We start from the raw sequence: 20,511 nt of genomic DNA, 5'->3' as shown, positions 1-20,511 counted from the left end.
ATGTGTTAAACGGAAAATATCGTTGCTTAATGGTATACCCCTAAAAGATGTAAATCACACCCAAAGGGTTGCATTGTTTTTGTAGAAAATATTTAAAAAATTCCGCTATTCTAATTTTATACAAAAACAATACATATTAAAAAATTCATAAATGACTATATACACTATCCTAGCGGATTGACTAGGTCGAAATAACATATTCTATCCAAGTAATTTATCTCACTTAAAAAAATGATTGCTTTTAGACTTCTCCTGCACTTTCTTTACGGCCTTTAAATATTTTTAACCTTTCATAAAATGAGAATCTTTTCTGCTTTTATTACTATTTTTCTATTTGCCTTCAGCATACAAAACTCACAAGCTCAGATTCAAATTGGTGCCCATGGAGCATATGCTATTTCTACACCCAAGGTAGAAGGTGATAAAAATACATGGGGTGGTGGTCTTCAAGCACGTTACTTTATTACACCTCAATTTGCCGCAGGAGTAGGCGTAAATCTTCTGAGTCAAAAAGTAGATTTTGCAGGTGTAGATGTAAAAACTTCTATTTTACCTATTACAGCAATGGCTGAATACTTTTTTACCGAAGAAGGAATTCGTCCCTATGCAGGCGTTAAAACGGGTATATATGTACAGAGTGTTTCTGCTCTTGGCAGTAAAGAATCTGAATCAGTTTTTGGAGTTGCTCCTAAGATTGGTTTACAAGTACCTATTGTAGATAACCTTGCTTTATTTGCTGAAGGAGAATACAATTTTATGTTTAACAAAAAGGAGTACGTAGATCAAGGTGCGGATAAAACGGAAAGATATATTCAACTTAATTTAGGAGTTGTATATACGTTAAATTTCAAATAATGACTTAAACAACAAAGGTAGGCTTCTATTAAGCTTACCTTTGTTGCTTCAAACCTATCGTAAATACAAATTCCCCAACGCATCATACGCCATTACTTCTTCACTCACTAACTCCCGAACGAGCAATAGAAAAGCGTTTTCATTCTTCGGAGCTAAACGAGCCACTAATTGCTGAATGGTAATGGGTCCACTCGCTAATGCATCTACGATTCGTTGCTTTTCCTGCGTCATCGAGCCCGCCGTTTGACGGGCTTTTTTTCGAGCCACGCAGGTATCACAAATCCCGCACTCGTAATCGGTAGACTCGTCAAAATATTCGAGTAATAGCTGCGTTCGGCAACGGGTCGTATTGCCCACGTACGCAATCATGGCCTGTACTTTGCTCAAGTCGCGGTCCCGGCGGGCCGCAATGGCCCGTACCGAAAGCGGTAGGCCAGCGGCATCGTAACGGGCCGTAATGAAGGTTAGTTGCGGTTTGGTTTTTTGCGGATCGTATTCGATCACATTTAGTTCTTCCAGCCGGTACAACAGCGTCCGTACCTCGGCTTCGGATACCAGAAAAGCTTTAGCAATGGCCGATTCTGAAATAATCAGGTATTCTGTAAATAAGGCCCCTCCGTACAGCCGTAACAGCAGTTTCGTAAAGCCATCAAAGCGTTCGTTGCGTACCTGAAATTCGTATAATTCGCGGCTGTTGACCGTAAAATGCAGTTTGGACGGATTGTGATACGATTCACTCATCTGAATGAACCCTTCACTTTCCAGAATTTTTAGGGCGTAGTAGGTCTCAGTCGTAGCCAGTCCAAACGTCGATTGAAAGTCATTCAGATCAAAATCGTAACTACTCCCCTCACCCGCTCCAATGGCCAGCCGGAAATAATTCGCCAGACATTGGTAAACCCGGCGGACAAAATCCAGTTCGGGATACTGCTGCTCTACCTGTTTAACCAACTCTTTTCCATCCCCCGGAGCTACCAGAGCTACGGCGTAGGCTTTTTCCCCATCCCGACCGCCGCGTCCGGCCTCCTGAAAATAGGCTTCGAGGGTATCCGGCAAATCCAGGTGAATGACCGTCCGCACGTCGGGTTTATCGATCCCCATCCCAAAGGCATTCGTCGCCACCATCACCCGTATACGCCCCTTAAGCCAGGCTTCCTGCCGCATGGCTCGGTCCGAGGCACTTAAGCCCGCGTGATAAAACGTCGCCGGAATACCCCGGCGGCTGAGTTCGTTGGCAATGGCCTGCGTACGGCGGCGGCTCCGGGCGTACACCACGGAGGTACCGGGGACATTGGTAAGGATTTTCTGTAAGCGTACTTCCTTATCTTCCGTCGTAATAATCGAATAGGAAAGATTAGGCCGGGCAAAGCTTTGCTGAAAAATCCGCTCGTTCCGCATGGCCAGTTTTTGCACGATGTCGGCTTTGACTTCTCGTGTAGCCGTAGCCGTCAGAGCCAGCAAAGGCAGCTTGGGGAAAAGCTCCCGGAACTCAGCGATTTGCAGGTACGGTGGTCGAAAATCGTAACCCCAGGCCGACACGCAGTGGGCTTCATCCACTGCAATCAGGTTGATTTTCATTTGCTTGGCCCGTACCCGAAACAGCTCGGTTCGTAAACGCTCGGGTGATACGTACAGAAATTTCACATCACCGTAAATACAGGCATCCAGCGTATGATCAATTTGTCGGTAGCTCATGCCCGAGTACACGGCTTCGGCGTGTATACCGCGTTTTCGCAGGTTTTCCACCTGATCCTTCATTAAAGCAATCAAAGGCGAAATGACAAGGCACAAGCCCGGCTGAGCCAGGGCCGGCACCTGAAAGCAGACGGATTTTCCTCCTCCCGTGGGCAACAGGGCCAGTACATCATGCCCAGCCAGCACTGATTCAATAATTTCCCGTTGCATGGGTCGGAAGACATCGTATCCCCATACTTGCTTTAATAGTTCGTCAATCGTCATGGTCAAAAGCTACCTCTTTTTCCGGTTTTCCAGGCTCCTTAAATTTTGTCCAAAAATAACACGAGCTTGTGCCGCGTTTGACTATAAAATCGCGTAATTGAAAGAGAATCCTTTCTGGGTTCTTACGCAAGGGTTGTAAAAACAATTCACAGATAGAATTTGTATCGTTAGAAAGATTACCTTACTCGTGCTATGAAAAAAATTTTACTCTTATGTTTTTGCTTGGTTAGTGGACTGGCCTGGGGTCAGAGAACGTTGCCACAAGCCAAGAAAATTCGTACGAACGCTTCCTCTGACCTGATCTTTTTACCCGCGAAAGGAACCGTTTGTTATTCAACAGGGCAGACCGATAGTCGTATTGGTCCTCCACCGGAATTCCTGCGGCGACGTGGTGGACGTACCACCGCCACGACAGCCCAGATCATTGTGGAATACGAAGGTTTTTCGGATAGTGCCCGCACGGCTTTTCAATACGCCGTCGATATCTGGTCTTCCCTGATTGTCTCCCCCGTTCCCATTCGCGTGCGAGCCATCTGGACTAACCTGGGCGGTACTGCCAACGGATCCATCGTGCTAGGTGGGGCCCGTCCGTACGCGTACGTAGCGGGTGTGCAGGGAGCCTTGAAAGCCAATACTGCGTATCCGATTGCACTGGCCGAGAAACTAGCCCGTCAGAATCTCAACGGCGATCAACCCGATATTTACTGTCAATTTAATAGTAACAGTCAGGTAAACTGGTATCTGGGTACGGATGGGGCGGCCAACGGTTCACGGGGTCGTCAGGATCTGGTCACCGTCGTCACGCATGAGCTGGGTCACGGCTTAGGCTTTACGAGTTCTTTCTACGCTGAAAACCCAATCGGCGTATGGGGCAATGATTCGAATTATGGCTATCCCGAAGCGTTCGACCACTTTGTAGTGAATGCCAATAATCAGCAGCTCATCGATCAAACGCTATTTAGCAACCCTTCCAACGAGCTGTACCGACAACTGACCAGCAATAACCTGTTCTTCAACGGCCCCCTTGCCACGCAACGCAATGGCGGTACAAAACCGAAACTATACGCTCCCACTACTTACAGCGTCGGGTCCAGTATTTCGCACCTCGACGAAACGACCTACCGTACGGGGACGGCCAATGCCCTGATGACGCCCTCGCTGGCCCGGGGAGAAGTCAACCAGAATCCGGGCCCCATCGTCATGAACATCTTTACGGATATGGGTTGGAAATCTACCTCTATTCTGCACGAACGGCTTCGGGATTCAGAAGATCTACTCGGACGACCCATTACGTTCCGGGCAACGGTCGTTAGTGATACCACATTGAAAGGGAACGTACGACTTTCCTACACGATCAATGATACGACCCGGGCGAATGCCACGACTGTTAACATGACCCAGTCGGGTTCGGAGTATACCTATACGCTGGCGGCGTCGAATACGCCCCGGATCATCCGTTACTGGATTACGGCCGAGGATAACTCTAACCGCGTTTTCACTAGCCCCGCCGAAGCTCCCAGTCGGGCTTTCTGGACCTTCCGTATCGGTACCGACAATACGCCACCCACCATTACACACGTTCCGCAATCAACGATTTTATCCACGGCAGATTCGCTGATTCTGGATGCCGATGTTTTTGATGACTTTGATTTCGGTATTGATACGACTTACATTGAGTACCGGATCAATGGCGTAGCTCAGGCTTCAGTGCCCATGCCTCGCTTAGGCTATTACGTCACCAATGGGATTCGCAGCAACAACATCTACGCAGTTGGCGTACTAACGTTTCCATCGGGACGGATTAAGGGCGGCGATAAGATTGAATACCGTATTGTAGCTCGTGACCGTTCCAAAGCCCGTAACCAGGGTACACTACCCGCCACGGGGTACTTCACCGTCAACGTAGCGGGCGTAGGTACTGCGGTTGCGGAGTACGTCAATGATTTTAATGCCACGACCGCAGCGAATGATTTTTCGGGGAATGGTTTCCAGATTACTACGCCGACGGGTTTCCTCGACGCAGCTATTCATTCCGATCACCCCTACGTTGATGGCCCTGCCAGTCAGGGGTACGAAGCAAACTACGTCTACACTTTACTGAAACCCATTCGGCTTTCGGATCAGGACCCCTTTATTCGGTTCGATGAAATCTGTCTGGTCGAACCAGGAGCTGCAGGTTCCATTTTCGGTAGTTCTGACTTCTATGATTATGTGGTGGTGGAAGGCTCAAGGGACGGGGGAAAAACCTGGGTTCCTTTCGATGACGGCTGGGATGCCCGGGCCAACAACGAATGGCTGACGGCCTATAATTCGCAGCTAGTTCGGGCGAACGGAGCCGAAAACTCTACCTACGCCGGTACGGCAGGGCTGTACAAACGCCGGGAAGTAAACATGCTGGGTTCGGGTTATTTCAGTCCGGGTCAGCAGGTACTGGTCCGTTTCCGCTTATTCGCCGATCAGCTTTCGCACGGCTGGGGCTGGAGCATCGATAATTTGTATATTCAACGGGCAAAACCGGTCGTTACTTCGGTAGAGCCTACGCTGCAACGGGCCATGATAGCGGTATCTCCAAACCCTAGTAATACGGGTGAATTTTTGGTGGAAGCGGACTTTCCTTCAGTCACCCAATCTTTAGGTCTTTCAGTCACGAACCTGTTTGGCCAATCGCTTTATCAGAAAACCATCGCCAATCCAGGTTCCTTGCGGGAACGCTTGTCGCTGACAAATCTGCCCGCGGGTACGTACCTGATTCGCTTCCAGACGGACGCCGAAGTCATTACCCGACGGGTCGTGATTGCCAAATAAAAACCAATACGTTACCAAAAGCCGGGTGCCTTATCTCACCCGGCTTTTTTGTGCTTCTAACGCTCTTCTTTAACCTGGTGACGCGTACCTTTAAGGCACGAATTACCCTTTCTCCCATGAAATTTCTCTGGTATTGCCTCCTTTGCCTAGTCCTGCTTGGGCAGTCTTCCTGCCGCGTAAGTCGTCAGCGGTCCTCGCTTACTTCGCTGGATACGCTCTGGCAGTCGAACGCGTTTCAGCATCACCACGCCGGACTGATGATTCTGGACGCGGATACCCGCAAGGTGGTCTACCAGCACAATGCCGAACGCTATTTTGTACCCGCATCCAACACTAAGCTTTTTACTTTTTATGCGGGAATGAAAATGCTGGGCGATTCCATCGAAGCCCTGCGATACGTCGTTCAGCAGGATTCACTAATCTTCTGGGGTACGGGGGATCCTTCGCTGCTCAATCCCAATCTGCCGAGTACCAAGGTGGTGGATTTTCTGCAATCCCGTTCGGAAAAGCTGTACTTCTGGCCCGGCAACCCGCTCCTTAAACCCTACGGACCCGGCTGGGCCTGGGATGATTACAACGACTATTACCAAGCCGAACGAACCAGCCTTCCCCTATACGGCAATGTCGTCCGGTTTACCCGAAAATCGGACCAAACAGTACAGGCTAATCCCAGCCAATTCCGGTATACACTGGATACGTTGCATCGGGATTTTCAGGTTCGCAGGGCGGAAACCGAAAACCTCTTTTACGGTACGAAGGCACCGATTCCCCTGCGGTATGAGCAGGACGTACCTTTCCGGACTTCGACGGAAGTAACGCTGCAGTTACTCAGTGATACGCTGCAAAAACCCATTACTCCTTTACCGGCTTTTACGTCGAAGGTATACCAGCCCCTGCGTTCGGTAGCGAGTGATACGCTTTTTAAACGCATGCTTCAGCCATCGGATAATTTCCTGGCCGAGCAGATTCTCCTACTCGTTTGTGCCAAACTCGAACAGCCTTTCGATCCCGGTACAGCGATTGATTACATGCTCAACAACCACCTAAGGGATCTGCCCGATGCTCCACACTGGGTAGACGGTTCGGGTCTTTCCCGGTATAATCTCTTCACGCCCCGCAGTATCGTGGCGTTACTGGAAAAACTACTCGCCGAAGTGCCCCGCGAGCGGCTTTTTCCGCTACTGGCCGTGGGTGGACAAAGCGGTACACTCAGGAATAGTTACCGCTCCGCCGATCGGAAACCGTACCTGTTTGGGAAGACGGGTTCGCTATCTACCTGCTATAACCTGAGTGGCTATTTGCTGACCAAAACGGGTAAAACGTTGCTGGTCAGTTTTATGAATAATAACTTCAACCGACCCACGAGTGAGGTACGTAAGGAAGTTGAACGCGTACTCACGGCCATTCACGAGCAGTATTGAAGCAAGGGTTGCGTGTCTATTATCCGTATTTCTTGCGTACTTTTGTCGCGGAAATCCACAATACATGCAGTCCCAAAAACCTTTCATTGTTGGCATTACGGGTGGTAGTGCGTCGGGTAAAACGTTGTTTTTGAAAAGCCTTTTAGCGGCTTTTCCCCAGGAACAAATCACATTAATTTCACAGGATAACTACTACCGGCCCCGGCACGAAATTCCGCTGGACCGGCACGGTGTCCATAACTTTGATCTTCCCGAGTCCATTGATTTTCAGCAGTACGCTCAGCACATTCACGACCTGCGGGAAGGGAAACTGGTGGAAAAACTGGAGTACACGTTCAACAACCCGGAGATTGTTCCGGCCATGCTGACGTTCCAACCTTCGCCCATCATTGTCGTGGAAGGTATTTTCGTATTTTACTTCGAAGAAATCGCGAACATGCTGGATCTGAAAGTCTTCATCGATGCTAAAAACAAGGTGAAGCTAAACCGCCGGATTCGTCGTGATGCCGAAGAGCGAGGCTACGACATCAACGATGTATTATACCGCTGGGAGCACCACGTCAAACCGACCTATCAGAAATACATCAAACCCTTCCGGGCTCAGGCGGATATTGTCATTCCCAATAACGAACACTTCGAAAAAGGGTTGGACTTGCTGGTCCATTATCTAAGAATGCTGATTACTACGTCAGGAAGCTCAAATCTGGGTACAATTGACCCTGAACAGGCTCGGTAAAAAGGCTTCTCCGGAAAATTGATTTTTCAGGACTTTCAGACCACTGGCAAAATGCGTTACTTTGCAGGGCATTTTGCGGGATCAAAGAAAGCGGACGTGGTTCGCGAAGGTCACTTGCCTTCCCTCTTTCATCTCTTTTCACGACAGGAAATCACCATAAACTTTTCTCTTCTATGAGTACGATTCAGTACGTACACGCTCGCCAGATTCTGGATTCGCGTGGCAACCCAACCGTTGAAGTAGACGTTCGCACCGAAAATGGCTTCCTGGGTCGGGCTGCTGTACCTTCCGGAGCTTCTACGGGCGTTCACGAGGCGGTTGAACTTCGCGACGACGACAAGTCTGTATACTTAGGTAAAGGCGTGTTGAAAGCCGTTGAAAACGTCAATGAACTGATCTACCCTGAAATTCTTGGTATTTCTGTATTCGAGCAGAACATGATCGACAAAATCATGATCGAGTTGGACGGTACGCCCAACAAAAGCAAACTCGGAGCTAACGCCATTTTAGGCGTGTCGCTGGCAATCGCTAAGGCGGCGGCTCAGGAAGCGGGTCTGCCCCTGTTCCGTTACATCGGTGGTGTTAACGCCAACACGCTGCCCGTACCGATGATGAACATCATCAACGGTGGTGCTCACGCTGATAACGCGATCGACTTCCAGGAGTTTATGGTTGTTCCGGCTAAAGCAGAAACGTTCTCGCAATCCCTCCGTATGGGAACGGAAGTATTCCACGCCCTGAAAGGTGTACTGAAATCAAAAGGGTACTCAACCAACGTAGGTGACGAAGGTGGTTTTGCTCCGAACATTCAGTCGAACGTAGAAGCGCTGGAAACGGTATTACAGGCGATTGAAAAAGCTGGTTACCGTCCGGGCGAAGACGTATTCATCGCCATGGATGCTGCCGTATCTGAACTCTACAACGCAGAAACGGGTAAATATATCTTCAAGAAATCAACGAAAGACGAATTGACGTCTTCTGAACTGGTTTCTTACTGGACGGAATGGGTCAACAAATACCCCATCATCTCCATCGAAGACGGTATGGCCGAAGACGATTGGGATGGCTGGAAAGCTCTTACCGACAGCATCGGTTCAAAAACGCAGCTGGTGGGTGACGACTTGTTCGTAACCAACGTGAAGCGTCTGGAAATGGGTATCGAAAAAGGTGTAGCCAACGCTGTACTGGTGAAAGTAAACCAAATTGGTTCACTTACCGAAACGATCGATACCGTAAACCTCGGCAAGCGTAACAGCTACAACAACATCATGTCGCACCGTTCGGGCGAGACCGAAGATGCTACCATTTCTGATCTGGCCGTTGCTCTGAACACGGGTCAAATCAAAACGGGTTCTGCTTCTCGTTCCGACCGTATGGCGAAATACAACCAATTGATCCGGATCGAAGAAGAACTGGGCGATTCAGCGTACTTCCCCGGCTTGAAAGCGTTCTAATTCGCTGGCAGTCTTTTGGGCTATGGGCTTGGGTTCTTTTCGGAGAACTTAAACCCATAGCCCATTTTTTTGTTACAAAGGTGTAATCCCCTCTCGACTATGTCTCGTTTCAAGCCCTCTCAATTTCGTATCCTGGCCGGAATCGTCTGGTTCGTGATGATTTGTATTAGCGACTACAGCCCCTTCAAACAGTGGGAAATGAGTCGTGAATTGGTGGCGTTAAAAGAGCAGAAGAAATTCATGGAAAAGGAAATCGTCCGGGTACACGACGAGCGGAAAGCCATCAACGAATCGCCCACATCGCTGGAAACGTTTGCCCGGGAAAAGTACCACATGAAAAAGGAAAACGAAGAGGTGTTTGTACTGGTGGATGAGCAGGGGAATCCGGTGGAGTGAGGGTTTGAGGTTTCTAGGTAGGTTTGAGATTAGGTTTAAGGTTTGACACTTGTTAGGTTTCCGTGAGTCGGCTGCAGTATTGGCTGAGGTTTGATTACAGAAGGGCGACTAGTGTACATTTCCAAACTTGTACCCACCATTAAGTAGTCTTTAACTGCCTGGTTAGCCAATCCGAAAGCGATTCGTAAAGCTCCCATGTATTGCGAATGCATAGCTGCTAAGTTCCAGATTACAAATCTGAAACAGCGAAGAGTCTACCAGACGATCTGAGCCTTACCGGTTTAGTAGCATTATGGATAATACTCCTTAGATTAACACCTTCTAGTCAGGAAATACTAATTGATCTCTTTTCAGCATTGAAAACTGCCCATTGAAAACAATACAATGATTAACGTTCTTTTTGTTTGCCTAGGAAATATTTGCCGCTCGCCGCTGGCGGAAGCTTTGTTCAAGAAAGCGGTGGAAGAACGCGGGCTATCCGACCAGATTTACTGCGATTCTGCGGCAACGAGTACTTACGAAATTGGTAATCGTCCCGATCACCGTACCCGCCGCAATGCGGAGTCGCATGGGCTGCAGCTCGATCACCGGGCCAAGCAGCTTCGCAAGTCCGATTTCGTGGATTTTGATTACATCATTGGCATGGATGATTCGAATTTTGATAACATTCAAACCATGTCCTACAAATTCAGCGGAGCGTATCCCCGTCACGAGCAGGTATTCCTCCTACGGAAATTTGATCCACTGGTGGATTCGTCCAGCATGACCATTCCTTCCCTGCCCGATCCGTATTACGAGGCGGATGAAGCCTTTGAAGAAGTATACCAGATTGCCGAACGCAGTACAAAGAAGCTACTGGACTGGATTGTTGAGCAGCATGGCTTAACGGCTCGCCAGGATTAGAGCGGCTTTTATCCGCCGCTTTTCATAAACTTCTGTCCCGATTCTGATTCCTTCAAATTACCTTTGCTCCGAATTCCATTGATAGGTCCATTCTCATCCCCTAAATATCGTGAGCAAAAAAGTTCTCTTAGTCATCCTCGACGGATGGGGCATTGCCAAACAAGGTGAAGAAGACCGTTCGGCGATCATTGCCGCTCAAACGCCTTTCTACGATTCCTTATTTGCGAATTATCCGCATTCTACGCTCGTCACCTTCGGCCCGGCGGTAGGTTTGCCCGTGGGTCAGTTTGGCAACTCTGAAGTAGGTCACATGAACCTCGGAGCGGGTCGTACCGTTAAGCAAAGTCTAGTACGGCTGAATGATGCCATCGAGCAGGATACCCTTCGCCACGAACCCGTATTGGTAGAGGCTCTGGAATACGCCAAGGCGAACCAGAAACCGGTACACCTGATTGGACTGGTTTCCGATGGCGGTGTACACGCCCATATCAATCACCTCAAAGCCCTTTGCAACGTTGCCAAAGACAATGGTTTGCAGGACGTATTCATCCACGCCTTTACCGATGGCCGGGATACTGATCCTAAGTCTGGTGTAGGCTACTTAACAGATCTACAGCATTTTTTGCCGACTTCCGTTGGGAAAATTGCTAGTGTTACGGGCCGGTATTACGCCATGGACCGGGACAATCGTTGGGAACGCATCAAGCTGGCCTATGACGTGATGGTGAAAGGCGTAGGCCAACTAACGCCCGCTGATCAGCTGATTCCAACGATGCTCCAGTCCTACGCAGAAGGCGTAACGGATGAGTTCATCAAGCCGATCTTATTGACGGAAAATGGTCAGCCGATTGCGACTATTCAGGAGGGCGACGTCGTTCTGTGTTTCAATTACCGCACCGACCGTCCGCAGGAAATCACGAAAGCTTTAACGCAGGAAAATTTCCCGGAATACGGTATGCATACCCTCGACATCCGGTATCTGACGCTGACCAACTATAATAAGTCGTTTACGGGTGTTCATGTGATTTTTGACGATTCCAACCTGCCCGCTACACTGGGTGAAATCATCTCGAAAGCGGGCAAGAAACAAATCCGGATTGCTGAAACGGAGAAGTATCCGCACGTCACTTTCTTCTTCTCCGGAGGTCGTAACGAACCTTTCGAAGGAGAAAATCGGATTCTGTGCCCGTCGCCCAAAGTAGCTACATATGATCTGAAACCCGAAATGTCCGTCTACGACGTTCGGAATGCCTTAGTTCCTGAACTGGAAAAAGGAGAAGCGGATTTCGTATGTCTGAACTTTGCCAACCCGGACATGGTAGGCCACACGGGTAGCTTTGAAGCCGTAGTTGCTGCCTGCGAATCAGTAGATGTGTCGCTGAACGCCGTTGTTACCGCCGCCCGCAACAGTGGGTATTCGGTTATCGTCCTGGCCGACCACGGCAACGCGGATTACATGATCAACGACGACGGTAGCCCCAATACGCAGCACAGCCTGAACCTGGTTCCCTGCATCTTACTCGACGATGATCACAAAACGATCAAAGACGGAAAACTCGGCGACATCGCCCCAACCATTCTTTCCCTAATGGGCATCGAAAAACCCGAAATCATGACGGGAGACGTGTTGGTGTAGGCATTCGTTTTCGTTATTTAAATAAAAAAACGTCCGGACGTAAAGTTCAGACGTTTTTTTATGCCTCTACTGTTAACTATCGCGAAGTAAAACTTTGCTGTTCACGCTTGGTATCAGAAATCCGGCTGGTTTGCACGGGCAAGGCACGGGATTACAAATCCCGTTCAGATCGCTTTCGAATTACAAACCTAAAAGAGACGCTTCCTTCATCCAGCTTATCAACCCCGAAAGGGTTCAATGTGCTTAGCCCCGTATGCAATGCGGGGTATGGGTGCGTCCCGCCCGGTAGGCACACCAACTTCTGCATCCGTAGTAAATGCTACGGACAACCCGCCCCGCTCACTTTATCGGATTGTGCCCATCACAACTGGAAACCACAGCGGCGGCCGCTCAAAACTCTAAAGCCAAAACTCCCCTACACCGCATATTCCTTCCGCCGCCAGAAGTACCAGCCTGCCCCCAACAGAGCAATCAGTACCAGCGGACCGAGCAAATTGAGTACCTGCCAAGCCGTCCGGTTTTCGTCTACCTGTATTTTGTCGAGGGGGCGAAGTTTAAACTCCTTGGTACGGGCGGTAATAACGCCGTTATCATCAAGCATGTAATCCATCGCATTCAGGATAAAGTCCTTGTTGGCGTACACGTGCCGATCCGGACTGAAGCGGTCGAAACCCAGCGGTAAGGGTACTTCCCGCTTTGGATCAAAGTCATTGAGAGCCATATCTCCATCGGCAACGACCACAATTTTTGAAGGCTGATCCTGCAGGGCAAAGCCCTTGGCTCGCGGGTCGTCGGGTAACAAGCGATTCCGGAACAGCGACGAGAACTTCCCTTCCAACAAATACGCCACCGCTTTCGGTCCACCGTTGTACTGCGTCGGATCGGGTTTACGGCCGGCCTCATTATAGGGAATCACCGCCGGAGCGTGCAGACTTTGGGTGTACGCAGAAGTAAATAGCAAGGGCGTTTTCCGAATGCCTTCCGCCCCGACCGTATCGAGTGACCCCACGTAGCGTCCGTATATCGCATCCAGATTTCGGGTGATCGGCGATTTTCCGAAGGAATTCAGTAACGGATAAAACCGCCAGGGCATGAGCTGAATGTTGGCTTTATCGCCCATCGTTCCAATATTCAGTGGAATTTCGGCGGACAGTAAATCTTTCACTACAACCGGATTAGCCCGTAATCCGTACCGGAACAACAGTTCGTCCAGCTTCAGATTCGTGGGCTGAGCATAGACCCCTTCCCGGCCTACGGAATCCGTTTGTACCTGATCAATGAGGAACATGGCTTTTCCTCCATGCACAATAAACTGATCGAGTTTGAGCTGATCATCTTCCGAAAATTCCTGATCGGGCTTCACAACCAATACGGCATCGAGTCCACCCAGATTCGGAGACGTTTGCAGGTTGACCTGATAGATTTCGTAATGCTTCTGCAAAGCCACAATCAAATCCGAAATGCGTACGGGATTGAGTTTCTTCGAAAACGTCGAAAGCAGTCCGATCTTTTTCTTTTCCTTTTGGGTAAGCTCCCGCAGAGCCGTCGCCAACGTGTACTCGATATTTTCCGCCGAGAGATTCAGGTTTTCCTGAGCGGATTTAGAAATGTTGCCTTTCAGTAGTTGAACCGCCGTTTCCTTGTTCTGGTACGTCAGCAACGCTCCCGGCCAGACGAGTTTCTGGGTACGGCTGTCCTGGCCGCCTTCGACCACATTCGTCGGAATCAGCCCCTTTTCAGTCAGACTTTCGTAAAATGCATTGCGTTTCTCGCCATTCGTTTCCGCCGAGGGGTCGATGAATCGATACTCCAGGTGTCCGCCCGACTGAGCCTTAAATTCCTCCAGCGTTTCACGTACGGATTCCCGCAGGTGACGAAAGCCCGGATTTAGGTCACCATCTAGATACACCTTCACGTACACTTCCTCGTCCAGCTGATCGAGCAGGTTTTTAGTCGCATCCGAAAGGCTATACCGTTGATCTTCCGTCAAATCCAGACGAACGTAGAAAAAACTGGCCAGGACATTCAGGGCCACCATTCCAATGATTAAAAGCAGGGGACGCAGGTACTTGGATTTCATAGTGCAAAAATCACGCTTTTTACGGCTTTAGAACTAACGCCCCGCCCGATAAAAAATTTTCTTTCCTTAGATTGTAACCTTTCCCCCACCCTGGCGTATCCTTTCCCGAATTCTGAACCTTAGCCTACTCCATGACCGACGAACAGGCCATGCTAGCTGTCAAAGGAGGTGATTTGGACAAAGCGGCCATTTTGTACGAACGCTACAAAAAGTCGCTGCTCAATTTCTTCCTCTATCGACAACCGTCCCGGGACGTAGCCCGCGACCTTACCCAGCAGGTATTCCTGCGGGTGTTGCGGTATCGGCATACCTTTCGGGAAGAGGCCGTGTTCCGGACCTGGGTGTACGAAGTAGCCCGCAATGTATTTCACGATCACCTGAAAACAGTACGGCTGCAAACCAATGAAATTCCGGAATTACTGGATACGGAAGAGGAGCCCGAAGATCGCCATCAGCAATTACACCAGGCCCTGGGCCAACTGCCCGATTCGTACCGGGATGTACTCTTACTCAGTCGGTTTCAGAACATGAGTTACGAGGAAATTGGGCAGGTACTCGGACTGTCGGTGGCGAATGTGAAAGTACGGGCCTTTCGGGGCTTACAGAAGTTACGTGAATTGTATTTCCAGTTGAATGAATAAAGTCAACCAACGCATACGCTCGTGGAAAAAGATACGGTGATTATTGATTATTTGCTGGGACGCCTGTCGGAATCCGAACGGTTGGCCTTTGAGCAACAACTCGACGCCGACCTGCCCCTCAAGCAGGAAGCCGACGGATTGCAGAAAATCTGGTCCAATGTTCAACAACAGGAAGTCGAACCGGATGCGGGAATGGATACGTCTTTCTATGCTTTACTGGATCGGGAAAAAGAAAATCAAGCCATTGAAAAAGCTCGCCAACAACCCCTCAAGGCCTTACCCCGCCGACGCTCTTACTGGCCTTATGCCGCCGTACTGGCCGCTTTCGGACTCATGTTCTGGCTGGGCCGCCTGACGGTTACACCTACCGTACGGACGCTTACCGTCGAAAAAAAGGTCATGCAACCGTTGGCAATGCCCCCTTCAGAAGAGGTTGCCCAGGTAGAAACGCCGAAGGCCGCGGAAACAAAAGAGACATCGCTAACGAAGGTTCAGCAGGAAGTAGCTACGCTTCGCAAGGAGCTGAAGGTTACCCAGGAACTGGTCGTGCTGGGCTTATTACGGAAAGAATCAGCGGCCGAGCGGCTGAAGGGCTTACAGTACGCCAGTCATCTACCCGAGTTAAAACCGGAAGTACTACGCAGTCTGGTACGAACCCTTCGGCAGGATGAGAATATCAACGTACGACTCGCCGCCATTGAAACCTTACGGGCGTATGGACAAAATCCTAAAGTTCGGGAAGCCTTTCTGGCCCGGCTGGAAACCGCTTCCGAAGTCCCTGAGCAACTAAGCGTCATAGAAACGCTGGTGGGCTTACGCATTCAAGAAGCACTGCCGCAGCTCAAACACCTGACCGAAGACGAAACGGTCGATCCCCTCATTCGCCAAAAAGCACAGCAAAGCATTCAACTATTAACCATTTAATGTCATGAAGAAAGGATTTATCGCGGGGTTGATCCTGCTAAGTAGTAGCCTTTTCGCTCAGGAAAAACCGAGCACCCAAACCTATCGTACCACATTCGCGGGGAAGAAAGTCGTACTCCGCATTGAACATGCCAACGTAACCATTCAGGGAACGGATGGTAACGAAATCCTAGTTGAAGCGCAGGGTATTACGCCCCCACCTAAAGAGGCTGAAGGCCTGCGACCCGTTGGGGGCGGCGGTACGGATAATACGGGCGTAAACCTTTCGGCTCGTACGGAAGGCGATGTACTCAATCTCACCACCAGTATCCGGCAGGATGGCATCAGTTATGTCATTCGGTTGCCACGCCGTTTGAATATAAACTGGCAATCGAATAACCGGTATGGCTTCGATGATTCTGAACTATCCATCAACGGAATACAGGGCGAAATTGAGGTTCGTACGGCTTCCACCGCGATTAATCTGAAAGACATTTCAGGACCGGTCATTGCCTATTCTTCTATGGGAAAAATCAACGCTCAGTTCAGTAAGGTGAATCAGAGCAAACCCATTTCCTTATCCTCGGGCCACGAGTCTATCGACATTAGTCTTCCCGCGGATACGAAAGCTCAGGTAGCCTTAGTAACCTCCATGGGTAATGCGTTTACCGATTTTGACATTAAGCCTTTACCTGACTCGTTGGTAATACGTCCCAAAGCGGCCGCCCGAGCCCGAGCCGTTGCTGGCGTCGGGGTTAAGGGATCGGCCATCAGCATTAACCAACAACTCGCGGCTGCCGATAAGGTCAGAGAACTGGCGGCTAAACAGGTAACGATTGTTGAAGATCCGATTTCTTCTGAAGCGATCTCCATCAACTACGCTACTGAGCCTGGAAACGCTTCTGTATTTTTTCCTTCGGAAGGAACGTCGGGTACTCGGGGCATCATTAACGCGCCCGGTGTTTCCATTAGGGTTCATTCTTCCATGGGCAATATCTATTTGCGCAAACGCAAGTAATCGATACCGAGCTTCTGAGTGTATCACTCAGAAGCTCACTAATGTTTCTATCTGCTGACGAATCAGGGTTTTGATAAACTCGTCCTGAATTTCGCCTTCGACCCAATTCTTTTTCAGGAAGGGAATCTTCACCCGCAGCCCCAATACCGTCGCGTTCATAAAGCTCATAATATCCGTCAGGTGACTCATCCCCAGCGGATTTCCACTTCCTCCATCCGAAATTCCCACCAGAGCCACCATCTTACCGCTCAATTTACTGGGATAATGGAATCCATCCAGAAACGCTTTCAGTACGCCCGGAAAAGACCCGTTGTATTCGGGAACGATGAAAATCAGCTTACTCGCGTTTTCGACCGAATCCCGAATGGCATTGAAGGCATCGTGCTTGCCAAAGTTGGCGTACAGAGCCGAGTAGATAAAGTCAATGGGCAAATCCGCCAGATCCACAATACGGGATTCGGCTCCCGCCTGCTGAATCTGTTGCCGATAATACTCCGCAATCTGGCGACTACGGGAATTTTTCTGATTCGTTGAAGAAACGATGGTGATCATGAATAATTTGTCTTTTCTTAGGTACCCTTTTGCCAGCTAGCTAGATTGCTGCAAGGTAAAAGGTTTCTCCACTTTTGAAGTGATTGTCGTTTATTTCCATTGCCCGTATGGACCATCCTTCCATCCTCAACCTGTTTGAATCGCAGGCCAATCCTCAGCGAGCGGCCTTTGTCGCCCGTTACTTCAAAACGGGTCCGGGGCAATACGGTGAAAACGATCTGTTCCTTGGCCTTTCTGTGGGACAAACCCGGGCCATCGCCAAACAGTTTCGTACCCTACCCCAGAAAGACGTTTTGGGTTTATTACAGAGTCCCTATCACGAACATCGGGCGGCGGCTCTGTTTATTTGGGTTGATCAGTTTAAGAAGGGTGATCCGCTCCAAAGGATGGAAATTTTTGAAAGCTATCTAGCCTATCGGCCGTACGTGAATAACTGGGATCTGGTAGACGTTTCCGCCCGTGACATTGTTGGGGCTTTTCTATATGATCAAGATCGAAGTCTTTTGTACGACTATGCTCAATCCAATCACCTCTGGAGCGTTCGTATTGCCGTGATTGCCACACTGTATTTCATTAAAAGGAAAGAATATACCGATACGCTGGCGCTGTGTGCCTTACTCCTTTCCCATCCGCACGACCTGATTCACAAAGCTTGCGGCTGGATGCTCCGGGAAGTAGGCCAACAGGATCGGGAAGTTTTAAAAGAATTTCTCGACGAACACACCCTACAGATGCCCCGTACGATGCTTCGCTACGCCATCGAAAAACTACCGGAATCCGAGCGACAGTATTATTTAAAGTTGAAGTAATGCAGGAAGTATTAAGAGCCCATTTGGAGCAAATCATACCGTTGACGGACGAAGAATTCACCTTCATCGAATCGCACTTTATTCTCAAAAAGTATAAAAAGCATCAGTTTCTCATTCAGGAAGGCATGCCCGTCAAGTACGTCTATTTTGTCGTCTCCGGACTTTTGAAACTAATACACACCGACGATACGGGCAAGCAGCAGATTATTTCCTTTGCTATGGAAGACTGGTGGGAAAGCGATTATCAAGCTTTTTATACGCAAACCGAAGCTACCTTTTCACTGGACTGTATTGAAGATAGCGTCGTGCTTGGTCTTTCGCTGGAAAGCTATCAGACGCTTTGCGAGCATCTACCCAAAATGGAGCATTTTTTCCTTCAGAAAGCGAACCGGGGGTATATGGCTTTGCAGCGGCGTTTGTTATCACTGATGACTAGCCAGGCCAAAGAGCGGTACCAACAGCTTATCCACCAATACCCTACGCTGGTTCAGCGGGTTCCTAAAACCTTGCTGGCTTCTTATCTGGGCGTTTCCCGCGAAACGCTGAGTCGACTTTCTTTCGGAGTGTGATCTACGTCACTCGAAAACTGTGCGGTAGCTCACCGTTGGGCCGTTCGATTCGCCGGACCTTTGTTGCGTTCATGTAAAGCAGCAAATCAAATGGAAAAGCGAATCATTAACCCCTGGCAATGGCAGGACGCACGGAATTACGTACAGGCCGTAGAAGTAAAAAATGTAACCTCCACCCTCTATTGTGCCGGGCAGGCATCCGTTTTAGCCGATGGTACGTCGAGTAATGCGGACATGAAAACCCAATTGCTACAGGCCATCGAAAATCTGGAACGGGTGATCAGTCAGGCGGGCTATGCGTGCCAGGACATCGTTCGGTTAAACGTCTACACCACTTCTTCAAAAGAGCTGTTCGCTCATTTTGATATTTTTCAGGACTGGATCACCAAACACGGGATTCAACAGGCCAGTACGTTTTTTGAAGTAAAAACGCTTTTTGAAACGTTATCGGTGGAGCTGGAAGCGACGGCGGTGAAGTAAGCTAAAATGCAAAAACGCTGGCAGAACGAATTCTGCCAGCGTTTGTAATGAAGCGCTCTCGTGGAGTGACCCCAACTACTATAAGTACTGATTTACGTTTACGGCGTTCAGATCTTCGAACGCGGCTTTCAGACGCGTAACGAAAGCCTTTTCACCTTCACGCAACCATACGCGGGGATCGTAGTATTTCTTGTTGGGAGAATCTTCGCCCGTAGGGTTACCGATTTGTGATTGCAGGTAGCCTTCTTTGGATTTGTAGAAGCCCAGAACACCATCCCAATACGCCCACTGCATATCCGTATCGATGTTCATTTTGATCGCACCGTAGCTGATGGCTTCGCGGATTTCTTCGCGTGAAGAACCTGAACCACCGTGGAATACGAAGTTTACGGGTTTCTCTGCTTCCAGACTGAATTTCTCACGGATGTATTTCTGTGAGTTGTTCAGGATGATGGGTTGCAGTTTTACGTTACCGGGTTTGTATACGCCGTGCACGTTACCGAACGCCGCAGCTACCGTAAAGCGGCTGGAGATGGCGTTGAGTTTTTCGTACGAATACGCTACTTCTTCGGGCTGGGTATACAGACGTGAAGAATCTACATCGGAGTTATCCACACCGTCTTCTTCACCACCCGTTACGCCTAATTCAATTTCCAGCGTCATGCCCATTTTGGCCATCCGCTCGAGGTATTTCGAAGAAATTTCGATGTTTTCTTCCAGCGATTCTTCTGACAAATCAAGCATGTGCGAAGAGTACAGGGGCTTGCCCGTCTGAGCGAAGAATTTCTCTCCGGCTTCCAGTACGCCGTCAATCCAAGGAAGGATTTTCTTGGCACAGTGGTCCGTGTGCAGTACAACGGGCACACCATAGCGTTCGGCCAGTAAGTGAATATGTTGAGCTCCTGAAATAGCTCCGGCGATAGCGGCTTGTTCGTTATCGTTTTTCAGGCCTTTTCCTGCGTAAAACTGAGATCCGCCGTGGGAAAATTGAATGATGACGGGAGAATTCAGGTCGCGTGCTGTTTCCAGTACTGCGTTTACCGTACTGCTGGAAATAACGTTGACAGCCGGAAGAGCAAATTGGTGTTTCTTAGCGAGTTCGAATAACTCCTGAACGGCATCTCCTGAAAGAACGCCCGGAGCAATTTGAGTTGCATTGGCCATACTAAGCGTTGAAATGTGATGATTATGAACTAAATTTTTTTACTCGTATCGAAAGAAGTTCGTCGTTTCTGAAACTGTGTATCCCGTTGAAACCAACCATACGAGGTTCGTTGTACGAGAACTTCAAGTT

The 20,511-nt window shown here is 49.2% G+C and carries 18 protein-coding genes; 14 read left to right on the top strand and 4 right to left on the bottom strand.

The genetic code is table 11. The features are described 5' to 3' along the window. Positions 1-297: 297 nt before the first annotated feature. The gene (locus C5O19_RS17515; RefSeq protein ID WP_104714698.1) at positions 298-855 is read left to right on the top strand and encodes an OmpW family outer membrane protein; all 558 of its coding nucleotides are present in this window, start codon (positions 298-300) and stop codon (positions 853-855) included. A gap of 54 nt (positions 856-909) precedes the next feature. Here C5O19_RS17515 and C5O19_RS17510 read toward each other — a convergent pair whose 3' ends face one another. Then, a complete protein-coding gene (locus C5O19_RS17510) occupies positions 910-2,814 on the bottom strand; it encodes a RecQ family ATP-dependent DNA helicase (RefSeq protein WP_104714697.1) in 1,905 nt (634 codons plus the stop codon). Positions 2,815-3,006: 192 nt separating this feature from the next. On the opposite strand from C5O19_RS17510, the gene C5O19_RS17505 reads away from it, so the two are divergent. The 7 genes from C5O19_RS17505 to gpmI all read left to right on the top strand — a co-directional run bounded on the left by C5O19_RS17505 (position 3,007) and on the right by gpmI (position 12,165). Further along, positions 3,007-5,619 carry a T9SS type A sorting domain-containing protein gene (locus C5O19_RS17505; protein ID WP_104714696.1) on the top strand — a complete coding sequence of 871 codons (2,613 nt, stop codon included), beginning with the start codon at positions 3,007-3,009 and terminating at the stop codon, positions 5,617-5,619. 116 nt (positions 5,620-5,735) lie between these two features. Beyond that, positions 5,736-7,040: a D-alanyl-D-alanine carboxypeptidase/D-alanyl-D-alanine-endopeptidase gene (locus C5O19_RS17500; RefSeq protein WP_133163385.1), complete on the top strand. Its 1,305-nt coding sequence runs from the start codon at positions 5,736-5,738 to the stop codon at positions 7,038-7,040. Between the two features lie 64 nt (positions 7,041-7,104). Beyond that, positions 7,105-7,776 (top strand): uridine kinase, encoded by a 672-nt coding sequence (udk, locus tag C5O19_RS17495; protein ID WP_104714694.1) that lies wholly within the window; start codon positions 7,105-7,107, stop codon positions 7,774-7,776. Between the two features lie 173 nt (positions 7,777-7,949). Continuing rightward, entirely contained in the window at positions 7,950-9,230 is a 1,281-nt protein-coding gene (eno, locus tag C5O19_RS17490) for a phosphopyruvate hydratase (protein ID WP_094810647.1), read from the top strand. A gap of 99 nt (positions 9,231-9,329) precedes the next feature. Then, a complete protein-coding gene (locus C5O19_RS17485; protein WP_104714693.1) occupies positions 9,330-9,626 on the top strand; it encodes an FtsB family cell division protein in 297 nt (98 codons plus the stop codon). 384 nt (positions 9,627-10,010) lie between these two features. After that, complete coding sequence (locus C5O19_RS17480; RefSeq protein ID WP_104714692.1) at positions 10,011-10,529, top strand: low molecular weight protein-tyrosine-phosphatase; 519 nt, start codon at positions 10,011-10,013, stop codon at positions 10,527-10,529. 109 nt (positions 10,530-10,638) lie between these two features. Further along, positions 10,639-12,165, top strand: coding sequence for a 2,3-bisphosphoglycerate-independent phosphoglycerate mutase (gpmI, locus tag C5O19_RS17475; RefSeq protein ID WP_104714691.1), 1,527 nt, complete (start codon positions 10,639-10,641; stop codon positions 12,163-12,165). Positions 12,166-12,580: 415 nt separating this feature from the next. On the opposite strand, the gene gldG is transcribed toward gpmI, so the two are convergent. Then, entirely contained in the window at positions 12,581-14,245 is a 1,665-nt protein-coding gene (gene gldG / locus C5O19_RS17470; protein ID WP_104714690.1) for a gliding motility-associated ABC transporter substrate-binding protein GldG, read from the bottom strand. Positions 14,246-14,376: 131 nt separating this feature from the next. Between gldG and C5O19_RS17465 the strand changes: the two genes are divergently transcribed. From C5O19_RS17465 to C5O19_RS17455, 3 genes are read left to right on the top strand one after another with little or no spacing between them, the layout of a single operon-like run. Continuing rightward, positions 14,377-14,886, top strand: a complete 510-nt coding sequence (locus C5O19_RS17465; protein WP_094811711.1) for an RNA polymerase sigma factor — start codon at positions 14,377-14,379, stop codon at positions 14,884-14,886. A 21-nt stretch (positions 14,887-14,907) separates the two neighbouring features. Continuing rightward, a complete protein-coding gene (locus C5O19_RS17460; RefSeq protein ID WP_104714689.1) occupies positions 14,908-15,810 on the top strand; it encodes a HEAT repeat domain-containing protein in 903 nt (300 codons plus the stop codon). 4 nt (positions 15,811-15,814) lie between these two features. Further along, the gene (locus C5O19_RS17455) at positions 15,815-16,807 is read left to right on the top strand and encodes a DUF4097 family beta strand repeat-containing protein (RefSeq protein ID WP_104714688.1); all 993 of its coding nucleotides are present in this window, start codon (positions 15,815-15,817) and stop codon (positions 16,805-16,807) included. A 27-nt stretch (positions 16,808-16,834) separates the two neighbouring features. Here C5O19_RS17455 and C5O19_RS17450 read toward each other — a convergent pair whose 3' ends face one another. Next, on the bottom strand, positions 16,835-17,359 hold the full coding sequence (locus C5O19_RS17450; protein WP_104714687.1) for an NADPH-dependent FMN reductase: 525 nt from the start codon (positions 17,357-17,359) through the stop codon (positions 16,835-16,837). Positions 17,360-17,466: 107 nt separating this feature from the next. Between C5O19_RS17450 and C5O19_RS17445 the strand changes: the two genes are divergently transcribed. The 3 genes from C5O19_RS17445 (at position 17,467) to C5O19_RS17435 (ending at position 19,217) form a co-directional block, all read left to right on the top strand. Beyond that, a complete protein-coding gene (locus tag C5O19_RS17445; RefSeq protein ID WP_104714912.1) occupies positions 17,467-18,168 on the top strand; it encodes a DNA alkylation repair protein in 702 nt (233 codons plus the stop codon). Next, positions 18,168-18,737 (top strand): Crp/Fnr family transcriptional regulator, encoded by a 570-nt coding sequence (locus tag C5O19_RS17440; protein WP_104714686.1) that lies wholly within the window; start codon positions 18,168-18,170, stop codon positions 18,735-18,737. Before C5O19_RS17445 ends, C5O19_RS17440 begins: the two co-directional genes overlap by 1 nt. Positions 18,738-18,827: 90 nt before the next feature. Then, on the top strand, positions 18,828-19,217 hold the full coding sequence (locus tag C5O19_RS17435; RefSeq protein ID WP_104714685.1) for a RidA family protein: 390 nt from the start codon (positions 18,828-18,830) through the stop codon (positions 19,215-19,217). Positions 19,218-19,295: 78 nt separating this feature from the next. Here C5O19_RS17435 and fbaA read toward each other — a convergent pair whose 3' ends face one another. Continuing rightward, complete coding sequence (gene fbaA / locus C5O19_RS17430; protein ID WP_104714684.1) at positions 19,296-20,381, bottom strand: class II fructose-bisphosphate aldolase; 1,086 nt, start codon at positions 20,379-20,381, stop codon at positions 19,296-19,298. Between the last annotated feature and the right edge of the window lie 130 nt (positions 20,382-20,511).

This window comes from Siphonobacter curvatus (assembly GCF_002943425.1).
In the GTDB taxonomy this organism is placed as follows: Bacteria; Bacteroidota; Bacteroidia; order Cytophagales; family Spirosomataceae; genus Siphonobacter; species Siphonobacter curvatus.
This window is presented reverse-complemented; position numbering and strand designations above follow the sequence as displayed.